At 71.3% G+C, this 12,118-nt stretch carries 12 protein-coding genes and 1 pseudogene; 6 read left to right on the forward strand and 7 right to left on the reverse strand.

Going from position 1 to position 12,118, the window contains the following annotated elements:
• Nucleotide 1: 1 nt before the first annotated feature.
• On the forward strand, nucleotides 2-1,696 hold the full coding sequence (locus AB0383_RS06055) for an ABC transporter family substrate-binding protein (protein WP_366185561.1): 1,695 nt from the start codon (nucleotides 2-4) through the stop codon (nucleotides 1,694-1,696).
• Between the two features lie 76 nt (nucleotides 1,697-1,772).
• Complete coding sequence (locus AB0383_RS06060; RefSeq protein ID WP_364174369.1) at nucleotides 1,773-2,711, forward strand: DUF3592 domain-containing protein; 939 nt, start codon at nucleotides 1,773-1,775, stop codon at nucleotides 2,709-2,711.
• On the opposite strand, the gene AB0383_RS06065 is transcribed toward AB0383_RS06060, so the two are convergent.
• Genes AB0383_RS06065 through AB0383_RS06080 form a run of 4 tightly spaced genes read right to left on the reverse strand, consistent with a single transcriptional unit; the run spans nucleotide 2,703 to nucleotide 4,955 of the window.
• On the reverse strand, nucleotides 2,703-3,683 hold the full coding sequence (locus AB0383_RS06065; RefSeq protein ID WP_364174372.1) for an aminoglycoside phosphotransferase family protein: 981 nt from the start codon (nucleotides 3,681-3,683) through the stop codon (nucleotides 2,703-2,705). The genes AB0383_RS06060 and AB0383_RS06065 overlap by 9 nt on opposite strands.
• A 57-nt stretch (nucleotides 3,684-3,740) precedes the next feature.
• Nucleotides 3,741-4,139, reverse strand: coding sequence for a hypothetical protein (locus tag AB0383_RS06070; protein WP_364174375.1), 399 nt, complete (start codon nucleotides 4,137-4,139; stop codon nucleotides 3,741-3,743).
• Nucleotides 4,140-4,158: 19 nt separating this feature from the next.
• The gene (locus tag AB0383_RS06075) at nucleotides 4,159-4,368 is read right to left on the reverse strand and encodes a hypothetical protein (protein ID WP_364174377.1); all 210 of its coding nucleotides are present in this window, start codon (nucleotides 4,366-4,368) and stop codon (nucleotides 4,159-4,161) included.
• Complete coding sequence (locus tag AB0383_RS06080; RefSeq protein ID WP_364174380.1) at nucleotides 4,365-4,955, reverse strand: hypothetical protein; 591 nt, start codon at nucleotides 4,953-4,955, stop codon at nucleotides 4,365-4,367. The genes AB0383_RS06075 and AB0383_RS06080 overlap by 4 nt, the downstream gene beginning before the upstream one ends.
• A 108-nt stretch (nucleotides 4,956-5,063) precedes the next feature.
• Here AB0383_RS06080 and AB0383_RS06085 point away from each other — a divergent pair, with 108 nt between their 5' ends.
• From AB0383_RS06085 to AB0383_RS06095, 3 genes and pseudogenes are all read left to right on the forward strand, one after another.
• A complete protein-coding gene (locus AB0383_RS06085; protein ID WP_366185565.1) occupies nucleotides 5,064-6,278 on the forward strand; it encodes a histidine kinase in 1,215 nt (404 codons plus the stop codon).
• Nucleotides 6,275-6,917 (forward strand): annotated as a pseudogene (locus AB0383_RS06090) (response regulator transcription factor). The gene AB0383_RS06085 and the pseudogene AB0383_RS06090 overlap by 4 nt, the downstream one beginning before the upstream one ends.
• A 56-nt stretch (nucleotides 6,918-6,973) precedes the next feature.
• Nucleotides 6,974-8,431: an amino acid permease gene (locus AB0383_RS06095; RefSeq protein WP_364174386.1), complete on the forward strand. Its 1,458-nt coding sequence runs from the start codon at nucleotides 6,974-6,976 to the stop codon at nucleotides 8,429-8,431.
• Here AB0383_RS06095 and AB0383_RS06100 read toward each other — a convergent pair.
• Genes AB0383_RS06100 through AB0383_RS06110 form a run of 3 tightly spaced genes read right to left on the reverse strand, consistent with a single transcriptional unit; the run spans nucleotide 8,428 to nucleotide 11,382 of the window.
• Nucleotides 8,428-9,186 (reverse strand): hypothetical protein, encoded by a 759-nt coding sequence (locus tag AB0383_RS06100; protein WP_364174389.1) that lies wholly within the window; start codon nucleotides 9,184-9,186, stop codon nucleotides 8,428-8,430. The two genes, AB0383_RS06095 and AB0383_RS06100, sit on opposite strands and share 4 nt — an antisense overlap.
• 4 nt (nucleotides 9,187-9,190) lie before the next feature.
• Nucleotides 9,191-10,552 carry a glutamine synthetase family protein gene (locus AB0383_RS06105; protein ID WP_364174392.1) on the reverse strand — a complete coding sequence of 454 codons (1,362 nt, stop codon included), beginning with the start codon at nucleotides 10,550-10,552 and terminating at the stop codon, nucleotides 9,191-9,193.
• Between the two features lie 20 nt (nucleotides 10,553-10,572).
• Nucleotides 10,573-11,382 (reverse strand): EamA family transporter, encoded by an 810-nt coding sequence (locus AB0383_RS06110; RefSeq protein WP_366185568.1) that lies wholly within the window; start codon nucleotides 11,380-11,382, stop codon nucleotides 10,573-10,575.
• Nucleotides 11,383-11,722: 340 nt separating this feature from the next.
• On the opposite strand from AB0383_RS06110, the gene AB0383_RS06115 reads away from it, so the two are divergent.
• Entirely contained in the window at nucleotides 11,723-11,902 is a 180-nt protein-coding gene (locus tag AB0383_RS06115; protein WP_204090267.1) for a hypothetical protein, read from the forward strand.
• Nucleotides 11,903-12,118 lie beyond the last annotated feature (216 nt).

Consider the following 12,118-nt stretch of genomic DNA (forward strand, 5'->3'; position numbering starts at 1 on the left):
GATGCGACGGAGAATGGCCGCGATCGTGGCTCCCGTTGCCGCTCTGGGGCTCCTGCTCGCCGCTTGTGGCGGCGGTTCCTCCAGCGGCGGCAACAGCGGACTGCAGGACGCCGGCAGCCAGCAGGTCAAGACCGCGGACATCAATGCGATGCCGGTCGACCAGCTCAAGGACGGCGGCGACCTCAAGTGGCCGGTCGACCAGCTGCCCGACAACTGGAACTACAACGAGGTCGACGGCACGGTCGCCGACGGCGCTTACATGGACGGCGCCATCATCCCCTACCCGTTCCCGCAGAACGCGGACGCGACGGTGGGCGTCGACCCGAGCTACCTCACCTCGGCCGAGGTCATCAGCACCGACCCGCAGGTGGTCGAGCTGAAGATCAACCCGAAGGCCAAGTGGAGCAACGGCCGGCAGTTCTCGTGGGAGGACTACGCCGCGCAGGCCAAGGTGCTCAACGGCAAGGACCCGGCCTACCAGGTGTCGGGTACCACCGGGTACGAGGACATCGCCAAGGTCGAAAAGGGCACTGACGACCAGGACGTGAAGATCACCTTCGCGAAGAAGTTCGCGGAGTGGAAGTCGCTGTTCAGCCCGCTCTACCCCAAGGAGCTGAACGCCGACCCGGACACGTTCAACAAGGCCTGGGCAGCCAAGCCGCTGATCACCGCCGGCCCGTTCAAGGTCAAGAGCATCGACCAGACCGGCAAGACCGTGGTCTTCGAGCGCGACCCGAACTGGTGGGGCCCGAAGCCGAAGCTGGACACCGTGACCTACAAGGTCGTGGAGCGCGCCGCGCTGCCGGACGCCTTCGCCAACGGCCAGATCGACTTCTACAACCTGAACAACGACATCAACGCCTTCAAGCGCGCGCAGGCCGACCCGAACACGGTCATCCGCCAGTCCAACAACCCGGACTACACGCACGTGACCTTCAACGGCGCGTCGGGCGCGATCCTGGCCGACAAGGATCTGCGCGTGGCGATCATGAAGGGCATCGACACGGTCTCGATCAGCAAGGCGATCCTCGGCCAGATGCAGAAGGACACCACGCCGATCGGCAACCACCTGTACCTCAAGGGTTCCAAGACCTACGAGGACAACTCGGGGCCGTACAAGTACAACGCGGACGCCGCGAAGGCCGAGCTCGACAAGCTGGGCTGGAAGCAGTCCGGTGACCTGCGCGCCAAGGACGGCAAGCAGCTCAAGCTGCGCCTGGTGATCCCGTCGAGCACCCCGATCAGCCAGCAGACCGGCCAGATCATGCAGTCGGAGCTGAAGGCGATCGGTGTCGGGCTGGACATCCAGGCCGTGCCGAGCACCGAGTTCTTCAAGAACTACGTCAACGTCGGCAACTTCGACCTGACGCTGTTCCGCTGGCTGTCGAACTCGTTCCCGATCGGCGGCAGCAAGGGCATCTACTACCTAGACCCGAAGAACATCAACCAGAACTACGGCCGCATCGGTGACGACAAGCTGAACCAGCTGCTCGACACCGCGGCCCAGGAACTGGACGACACGAAGCGGGCCGCGGACATCAACGCCGCCGACAAGGAGATCTGGGCCCTGGGTCACCAGCTCCCGATCTTCCAGTCGCCGGGTGCGTTCGCCGTGCGCAAGACCCTGGGCAACTTCGGTTCGCCCGGCTACGCGAACACCCCGTACGACTACACCAAGATCGGCTTCGTGAAGTAACGCTGTACCCCCGGGAGAGCGGCGCGGGCCCCGGCCCGCGCCGCTCTTTCCTTTGTAGACACCTAAGGTGACACTCATGCGTAGTTTCCTGCGGCTGCGGCCGGTGCGCCACGTCCTCGTGACGAGCGGCGTGGTGCTGCTCGTGTGCGCGGCCGTGTTCGTGTTGCAGCTGCTGGAGTTCTCCCACGCGCAGGCCGACGTCCGGGGCATCACGGCGCAGGCCACGGGCACGGTGGTGCGCGGCGGCGAAGGCTCGGCGACCGTGCGCTTCCCGGTGGCCGGCGGGTCTCTCACCACGGCCGATGTCGCGCTGGACAGCTCGGCGCCGAAAACCGGCACGAGCGTGCCCGTGCTGTACGACCCCGCGCAGCCGTCCCGCGCGCTGATCCGCGACGCGACCCCGATCGTGACCGCCGACCGCGCGACAACCTACGCCACCGTGACCGTGGTCGCGGCCGCGGCGGTGCTGGCGGTCGATCTTTTGCTGCTCTTCACACGCTTCATCCGGCCCGCGCGAGCCGCGGCGTCGACGGCACCGATCCCGGTGCGACGGGTGAAGGTGCAACGCGGTCTGCTCACGCGGTCCTGGCTCGAAACCGAGACGGCGTCACCGCGCTGGATCCCGGTGTACTTCTCCCCCACCCTGATCGGCCTGCCCGCGCCGACGAAGGTCGTGGTGCGCGGCGACGTGCGCCGCGACCGGCTTGTCGCCGTCGAGGTGGGCGACGAGCTGCTGTACTCGGCCGGCTCCGTGCGGGCCACCGAGCCGCGCGGCCGCCGCACCGACAACCCCGTCGAGCCCGACGAAGAACGCGCGCTCGCCGCGGCGCGCCCGGTGTCGCTGGCCCGCCAGTTCCGCGCCGACCTCCCGGTGCTGGCCGTCGCCCCCGTCGTCGGCGCGTTCTGGGCTTTCGTCGACGGCAGCGGCTTCAGCGGGTGGCTCGTGGTCACCGTGCTCGTCGCCGCGTTCGGGTTCTGGTGGGCCGCGCTGCGCGGCTCCGACCCGTCAGTCTGAGCCCAGCTCTGCGAGGACGGCGGCCAACTCGTCGTAGGAGTCCGCGAGCTTGTCCGCCTGGTCGAGGCGGTGGCGCTCCAGCCGCAGCGCGCCGAGGTGGCGGGCGCGGTAGTAGAGCATCCGCCGCCGGGCCTCGGGTGAGGTGTCGAGCGGGCCGTAGGCCTCCCAGAACGTGTCCCGCTCCGTGCCGGGTTTGGCCAGCGCCATGCGGATCGGCCAGTCGGCCGCCGGGTCGCCCCACCAGCTGCGGTCGTGGTCGTAGACGCCGGTGACGCGGAGGTCGTCGGCGAGCATCACGTTCACCGTCCACAGGTCACCGTGGAGCAGGCGCGGTTCGGTGACCTCGTCGAGCAGCGCCGAGTCGCGGGCGGCGAGCTTGCCGATCTCCCGCACGTCGGCGGCGTCGAGGCCGAGGTCCTCCAAGTCGAGCGCGTTGTCGGCGAAGAAGGCGACCAGCGCTTCGCTCCACGTGGCGAAGTGCGGCCCCGCGACCGGGCCGAAGCCGGGCCCGCGCACGTCGTGCACGAGGCGCGTCAGGCGGCCCAGCTCGCGGAAGAACGGCCCGCGCTCGGCGGGTGGGTGGCTCGGCAGGACGTCGGGCCCGGCGCGGCCGGCGAGCACGGCCTGCACCACGTAGTCGCGCGGGACCACCTCGTGGGTGAAGTCGGCCGCGATCGTGCGCGGCAGCAGGTGCGCGATGGGCGCGAAGTAGGGCGCGGCGATGTACTCGTTGCGCATGAACTGCCACTCGGTCCGCGCCTGGCGCGCAGGCTCGGGGGCCACGCGCAGGATCACCGGCCCGTCGGCGAGCTCCACGCGGTAGGTCGTGTTGTAGCCGCCCCAGCCCAGCTCGATCGCGGCGCGGACCACGGTGGCGGGCCCGAACACGCGCTCGCACACCGCTTCGATCTGCTCGGGGCCGAGCTGCTGCTGGAACGCCCCGATGGGGCGGTCGAGGGGGCGGAAGTCCATGGGCTCATCCTGGCAGCCCCGTCAGCGGCACCTGATCACGAGCCGCACCCCTTCCGCTCAGGGCACCGCCAGGCCCTCGCGCCTCAGCAACTCCTCGATGCGCAGCCGTTCGAGATCGCGGTCGATGCCCTCGGGCAGCGACTCGAGCCGGTGCTCGACGTCGACCGCGCGGCAGGCCGTCTGCAGCAGCTCGTCGTAGGCCTGGCGGGTGCCGATGCGGCGGGCCGCCGGAGTGCCGGGCGGGTACGACGCGAGCACGCGGTGCACCCGTCGCAGGTCCGCGGAGAGGCGCTCGACGGGCGGGCCAGCCGGCTGGAGCTGTTCGCGGCGGCGGTCATGCAGCCAGCGGTAGAGGGTGGGCACGCGCAGCGCGCACCAGAAGAGCGCCGAGGGGGCGATGCTGACCACGGCGAAGAGGACGAGAGGCCCGGCCACGCTGCCGGTCGCGTCGGCCACGCGTCCAGTGTAAGCCGCGTCACAGGTGATCGCGCCGGCGTTTGCGAGCCTGTCCGGCGAACAGGACGGCCGCTCCCACCGCGAGCAGCACTGCGCTGGCCGCGATGTGCAGCTGCGGGGGCAGCAGGTGCAGCTGCACGAACCAGCTCGGGTTCGTGGAGCCGGCGAGCCGGTTGATGAGCCCGCCGGCCCCCTGGATCACGAGCAGGAGACCGAGGAGCTCGATCACGAGGTCACCTTCTGCTTGCTCGCCTCGTCCTTCTTGCCGAACAGCTCGGTCCACAGCGGGCCGGCAAAGAGCCAGATGCCCACGAGACCGCCGAGGCGCGGCAGCCACTCCCACAGCGGCCCGACCTGGCCCGGGCGGCCGATCAGGAAGATCGCGGCGAGCAGCAGCACCGCGGCGATCACACAGGCCAGCACGCACTTGTACCACTCACGCCACTCGTGGCGGACCTTCGCCTTGCCCCGCAGCTTCGGCGCGAGCGGCGGGCCGCCGGCGAAACGGTGGGCGAAGCGCACGTCGGCCCAGCGGACCATGCTCGGGCCGAACACGATGCTGAAGCCCAGGTACACGGCGGCGAGGCCGTGCGAGAGGTTCGGGGTGGTGCCGCGCGCGAGGTCGACGACGGTGGCGACGAGCACCACCAGGTCGATCACGGGCACGGCGGCCAGCAGCACAGTGCTGACCTTCTTCAGCTTCAGCGGGTAGCGCGCCACCAGGCCGCCCACGAGGACGACCCAGAAGGCCACTTCACCACCGACGATGAACAAGGTCGCCGGGTTGTCGACGAGGTAGTTCCCGATACCGTGCATGCCCCTAATGTCTCGCGATCTTGCCTGGGAAGAATCGGTGAAGAGCACGATCGGGGGGTCATCACTTAGTAGGACGACCGCCAGTGGCCCTTGTGCTTCCATGGGGTCGTGCCGCTGCGAGGAACCCGCGCGCCGGCCCTGTTCAAGCCCCGGGAGCTGCCCCCGTGGCAGCAGGACGGCCTCATCGGCCTGTTCGTCTTCGTCGTGGGCCTCGCGCTGTACCTCACCGACGTCTACCGCCTGATCCCCGGCCCCGACCACTTCGGGCTGTGGGTGCGGCTGGTGGAGCTCGCGGCGCTTTGCGGCCTGTCGTTCCTGCGCCGCTGGGTGCCGGGCGGCCTGCTGCTGGCCACGGGTGTGCTCGCGGTCGACCTGGTGCTGGGCCCGTCCCTGCCGGTCGTGGCCGTGTACACCGACTTCCTGTACGCGGCAACGCTCTACGGGTCGCGCCGCATGAGCCGGGTGATGATCGGCGTGGCGGCCACGGCCGCGCTGGCCGTGCTGGTCGCCGCGCTGGCCGTGTCCGCGCAGTGGCGCGTGGCCGTGATCGGCGCGCTCGGGATCCTGCCGTTCCTGCTGGTGCCGGTGTGGTGGGCGGCGAACGTGCGCCAGCAGCGCGACATCGCCACCACCGAACGCGCCAACGCCGAGCAGCTGGCGAAGATCGCCGAGCTCGACCGGCGCGCCGCCGTGGCCGCCGAGCGGGCCCGGATGGCGCGCGATCTGCACGACGTGATCGCGGGCCACCTCTCGGCCATCGCGATCCAGTCCGAGGCCGCGCTGTCGATGGCCGAAGACCCGAAGATGTCCCGCGCGGTGCTCGAGGCCGTGCGCGAGAACAGCGTGAGCGCGCTCGATGAGATGCGCACGATGATCGGCCTGCTGCGCGCCGCGTCGGAAACGGGCGACGACGAGTACGAGACCACCGCCCCCGCGCGGCTCGCCGAGCTGTCGCGGCTCGTGGAATCCGCGCGCGCCACGGGATTGGAGGTCGTCGTCGAATCCACAGTGGACTCCTCCGCCGGCTTGCCCGCCGCGGTCGACCTCACCGCGTACCGGATCGCGCAGGAAGCGCTCACCAACGCGGTGAAGCACGCGCCGGGTGGGCGGGTGGTGGTGGACCTGCACTGCGACGGCGGCATACTCACCGTCGAGATCGGCAACGAGCTGCGCTCGGCGGCCGCGCGCACCGGTGGCACGGGCCACGGGCTGCTGAGCATGCGCGAACGCGCGAGTGCCGTGGGAGGGAAGCTGAGCGCGGGCCCGTCGGGCTCGGACTGGGTGGTCCGCGCCGAACTGCCGCTGGTGGAGGGACACGCGTGACGGTCAAGGTGGTGGTGGCCGACGACCACGGGGCGATCCGGGCGGGCCTCGGGCTGATCCTCGGCAACGCCGAGGGCATCGAGGTGGTCGGCGAAGCCGCCGACGGGGCCACCGCGGTCCGGCAGGCGCGAGCGCTGCGGCCCGACGTCGTACTGATGGACGTGCGCATGCCCGGCACCGACGGCATCACCGCCACGCGCGAATTCGTCGCCGAAGGGCTGGCGCAGGTCCTCGTGCTCACGACGTTCGACCTCGACGAGTACGTGGACGCCGCCCTGCGCGCCGGTGCCGCGGGTTTCCTGCTCAAGTCTGTCGAAGCGCCGCGGCTGATCGAGGCCGTGAAGCTCGTCGCCGCGGGCGAGGGGGTGCTGGCCCCACAGGTGACGCGCAAGCTCATCACGGCGTTCGCGCAGTCGGCCGGAAAACTTGTCACCACGCCCTCGGGTCTGGACGACCTCACCGACCGCGAACGCGAGGTGCTCGGCTGCCTCGGCGCCGGCCTGTCCAACGCCGAGATCGGCACCCGCCTGCACATCGGCGAGACCACGGTGAAGACGCATGTGTCGCGCGTACTCACGAAACTCGACCTGCGCTCACGCCGCGATCCTCGCGCAGGAAGCCGGGCTCGCACTGGACTGAAGTCCGCGCCGAGCAGCCGATCTGCGGGCCGGCCCGTGAGCTTCTAACGTTCTTCCATGGGTGTGCGGAGAACGTTGGACGTGGACGAGGTCCTGAAGCGCCAGGACTCGGGCGAGCTGAAGCGGCGGCTCAGGGGACGCGACCTGGTGGGGTTCGGCGTCGGCATCATCATCGGGACCGGGATCTTCACGCTCGCCGGCGTCGAGGCCAAGACCCACGCCGGCCCGGCGGTCACGCTGTCGTTCGTGATCGGCGCGATCGTGGCCGGGCTCGCGGCGCTCTGCTACGCCGAACTGGCGTCGAGCGTGCCGACGGCCGGCAGTGCCTACACCTACGCGTTCGCCACGCTCGGCGAGGTGTTCGCGTGGATCATCGGCTGGGACCTGCTGCTGGAGTTCGCGCTCGGCGCCGCCGTGGTGTCGCGCGGGTGGTCCGGGTACCTGGCGAACCTGCTCGGGTTGTCGCCCACGTGGTTCGGCGAGGACGCGAAGGTCAACATCGGCGCGGTGATCATCATCGCCGTGCTGACGGTGGTGGCCGTGTTGGGGATCAAGGAATCCGCGTGGCTCACCAACCTGCTGGTGTGCGTGAAGGTCGCGGTGTGCGTGCTGATCGTCGTGGTGGGCGTGTTCTTCGTCAAGGGCGCCAACCTCACGCCGTTCATCCCGCCGGCGCAGCCGCCCTCGGGGGGCTCGGGCGTACTGGAACAGCCGGTGGTGCAGGCCGCGCTCGGCCTCGAGCAATCCGTGTACGGCATCGCGGGTGTCGTGACCGCGGCGGCTGTGGTGTTCTTCGCTTACACCGGTTTCGAGGCGCTGGCCAACCTCGGCGAAGAGACCATCAACCCGCGCAAGGACCTGCGCGTGGGCATCCTCGGCGCGCTGGCCGTGTGCGCCGTGCTCTACATCGCCGTCTCGATCGTGCTCACGGGCATGATCCCGTTCACCGACATCGACACCGGCGCCCCGCTCGCGGCCGCGTTCGACAGCGTCGGCCAGCACTGGGTCGGCGCGCTGATCTCGCTCGGCGCGGTGACCGGCCTGACGTCGGTGATGATGGTCGAGCTGGTGACCATCGGCCGCATCGGCTTCGCGATGGGCCGCGACGGCCTGCTGCCCAAGGCCATCGGCACCACCCACCCGCGCTGGGGCACCCCGCACCGCATGACCATCCTGGGCGCCATCCTCATCGCGGCGCTCGCCGCGTTCGTGCCGATCTCCGCGCTGTCGGACATGGTCAGCATCGGCGCCCTCTCGGCGATGATCATCGTCGCGCTGGCCGTGCCGGTGCTGCGCAAGCGCCGCCCGGACCTGAAGCGCCCGTTCAGCGTGCCGTTCTCCCCCGTGGTGCCGATCATCGCCGCCGTGGCGTGCTTCTACCTCATGCTGAACCTCGACGTGCTCACCTGGATCCGCTTCGCCGCGTGGCTCGTGCTGGGCCTGCTGATCTACTTCTTCTACGGCCGCAAGCACTCCCGCCTCGCGCCGGGCAACCGGGCCGGGTCGACCACTTAGGCGAAGCCGGGCCGCAGGCCCGCGCCGGCGACCGCTTCGGCGAGCTCGCCGGCGTGGGCCGCGTCCGCGACGAGCAGCAGCACTCCCGAGGCGGCCAGCGCCGCCGTGACCCATTCCGCCGGCTGGTCGTGGATCCCGTTGTCCCCCAGCACGGCGTAGGTGTCCACAACGGACAGCAGCGTGCCTTCGGCGCCGATCCGCACGCCGGCCACCAGTACGTGGTGGTGGCCCGGCGGGCGCCACCGGTTCGTCCACAAGGGAGGTACGCCGGTGTGGAGGTAGTCGAGCAACGCGCGTTCCGGGGTGTCGGGCGAGCCCAGTTCGGCCGGGTCCAGCCGCGCGAGCACCGCCACTCGCGGCAGGTCCCACAGCGCCACGAGCAGGTCGACCAAGGCTTGCGGGGACCACTCCCCTGTCGCCGGGACGACCCGCAACCGCTTGCCCGACAACGCTTCCACGGCGGCGGCCAGCGCTTGCGGCTCAGTACCCGCTGTGGCGGCGTCGCACGGGACGGGAAGCCGGAAGACGTCCCGGTTCTTCGCCCCGGCCGGCGGTTCGCCCGGCGCGCGCACGGTGCCGGCCGCCACCGCGACCTCGTCCTGGTCGGTCACGGCGCAGCCGGCCGCCCGCAGCACGGCCAGCGCCGCGAAGGCCGCCGAGAGCCCGTCCTTCTGAGGCAGCTCGGCGCGCGCTTCGGCGATGAGGCGCGCGGCTCCGGGCAGCCAGTGCACGGCGGAGAGCTCCGCGTCGGCCACGCGGTCAGTACCGCCAAGCGTGGGCCGCGACGATCTCCTCCGGCGTGCGGTCCGCGGCCCACGCCGCGTCCGATGCGCGGACCGCGCGGAACGCGCCCAGCAGCTCGTCGCCGAGAACGCCGGCCACGCGGGGGGACGCGAGGAGCGCCGCGTCCTGTTCGGCAGGGTTCGCGGGCAGCGGCAGCACGCCGCGGGTCTCGCGCTCGCCCGCCGTCCAGCCGCCCGGGTCTTCGGCGATCGGCTCGGGCAGCGGGGCGCCGTCCTCGATGCCGGCCATCCCGGCGGCCAGCACGACCGCCAGCGCGAGGTACGGGTTGGCCGACGCGTCGGAAGCCTTGAGCTCGACGTTCGCGTGGTCCGGGCCGAGCAGGGCCGAGCCCGGCACGTACCGCAAGGGCGCTTCGCGGTTCTCCACGCCCCAGAACGCGTACGCGCCGGCGAAGTAGCCCGGGCGCAGCCGCAGCGTGGAGGGCACGCTCGGGGCCGTGACGGCCGTCAGGGCGGGCAGGTCGCGCAGCAGGCCGCCGAGGTAGGCGGCGCCTTCGCCGGCGAGATCGCCGGGGCGGCCCTCACCCGCGAGCAGGTTGCGGCCGCGGCGCCGCACGGAGGTGTGCAGGTGCCAGCCGTTGCCGGCCGCCGCGAGGCTGACCAGCGGCGCGAAGCTCACGGCGAGGCCGTGGGCGAGCGCGGCGGCGTGGATGGTCTGGCGGGCAAGGAGCTGGTCGTCCGCGGCCGACACGGGGTCGGTGGCCGCCAGCGACAGCTCCAGCTGCGCCACGCCGTACTCGGCGTGCAGCTGACCGATCTCCAGGCCGTTGGCGGCGAAGTCGTGCAGCAGCGCGGCGACGAACGCGTCGAGGCGGACGAGCGCGTGCGGGCTGTAGGCGGGGCCGGGGTGCCCGGGAGCCGTGACGACGTCGGTGCTGCCGGCGGGCGTCACGGCGAACTCGAGCTCGTAGCCCGCGCGGAACTCCAGCCCGCGCCGGCCGGCCTCGGCGACCTGGCGTTCCAGCACCGAGCGCTGGCAGTAGGGCCACGGCGAGCCGTCGGCGGCGACCTGCCGTGCGGGCGCCCAGGCGAGCGCGGGCTGGCCGGCGAGGCGGCGCAGGCGTTCGAGCACCGGCACGAGCCGGATGTCGCCGGACGGCGTCGCCAGGCCCGCGTGGCCGTAGGTGATGGCGTCGTGGCTGTCGAACACGGCGAACAGCGAGGTCGCGCCCACGCCGCGGGCGGCGGCGCCCGCGAGGCCGTGGATGGGCACGATGCGCGAGCGCGGGATGCCGTTGTTGTCGGCCCAGGACAGGTGCACCCCGCCCACCCCGGACAAGGCCAGGTCCTTCGCGACCGCCGACGCCGCCTTGGTCATCGCCACCTCCGGGGTTCGGGTCAGTATCGCGGCTCCGGCGAGACATCGTCGAACGCGGGCTCGTCCCTGCGGCGCAGCGCGACCCCGGCGACCACCGCGAGGGTGCCCAGCGCCTCCGGCAGGCTCGGCACCTGCGCGAGCAGCGCGTACCCCGTTACGCCGGCCGTGACCGGGAGCAGCGCCAGCAGCACCGCGAAGCCGGCCCGGCCCACGCGCCGCAGCACGAACTGGTCGAGCACGTAGGGCACCACCGTCGACAGCACGCCCACGCCGATGCCGAACAGCAGCATACGTGGCGAAGACCACACCTCACGGGTGCCGAGCGCCAGGGGCGAGAGCACGACCGTGGCCACGGCGAATCCCACCGCGAGGCTGTCCACGCCGTCGCCGGCCACCGCGACGCGCTTGCCGAGCCCGATGTACCCGGCCCACGCGGCCGCCGCGACCAGAGCGAACACGACGCCCGACGCGCTGCCCTCCAGCCGCACGTCGGCGATCGCGACGACGCCGACGGCCACCAGCGCCAGCGCGCCGAGGTCGCGGCGCGTGCGCGACCCCACGGCCGCCACGACCACGGGCCCGGCGAACTCCAGCGCCACGACCGTGCCGAGCGGAAGGCGGGCGATGGCCTCGTAGAAGGCCACGTTCATGACGGCGGTGACCACGCCGAACGCGGCGGCGAGCAGGAACCGCCGGCCCCGCCACGCAGCGCGGGCAGGCCGGCGCCACGCGAGCAGCACCACGGCGGCGCCCAGGCAGCGCAGCCAGGCCACCCCCGAGGGGGAGGCGTGCCCGAAAAGCCCGACCGCGATGGCCGCCCCGGCATACATCGAAATTCCGCTGAGAACGAACAAGACCGGGGCCGGAATGGCCGTCGCACGTTTTCCGGATAGCACAGAACCCACTCGCGCATGGTGCCTGACCTCGGAAAACGACTACGCAGAGGCACCCTTGTCCTAAGGGGCGGGATGGGACTACGGCAACTGGGGTAATTCGGCGTGACACAGGTCCCACCGGTGCGGGAACACTTGCGGGCCGCGAAACGTCTGGAACAGTGGAAGCACGAACACCGCGGAGCCGGAGGCGATCCCGCCGAGGGCATCACTTCCGAAGTGGGCGTAGCTGGATCGAGGTACTGGGTAACCAGTACCGGGACGGAGGGAGACCCCCATGACATCACCCACGCTCACCCGCCCCGAATTGACCGCCGCCGACCGATGCGACCGGTGCGGGGCTGCGGCTCAGGTACGCGCCGTCCTCAGCTCCGGAGGTGAGCTGCTCTTCTGCGGGCACCACGCCCGTGAGCACGAGGCCAAGCTCAAGGAACTGGCCGCGGAGATCCAGAAGTAGGGGTCTCGAAAGACCACGCCGAGACGAACGACTCGGCCCGAAGGCGGCGGGTGCCCGATGCACCTGCCGCCTTCGGCGTATCGAGACCCATTCGCGGTGAAACCGAGACCCCGGCGACTTCGCCACTTGCAACTTCACGTTTTGCACCGGGTGCTGAATTGACAATTCCTGTCCGGTCCGAAACCGCACCGAAACCGAATACCAGGCACTTCAGTG

The sequence above is a fragment of the Amycolatopsis sp. NPDC051373 genome, assembly GCF_040689465.1.
Lineage (GTDB): Bacteria > Actinomycetota > Actinomycetes > Mycobacteriales > Pseudonocardiaceae > Amycolatopsis.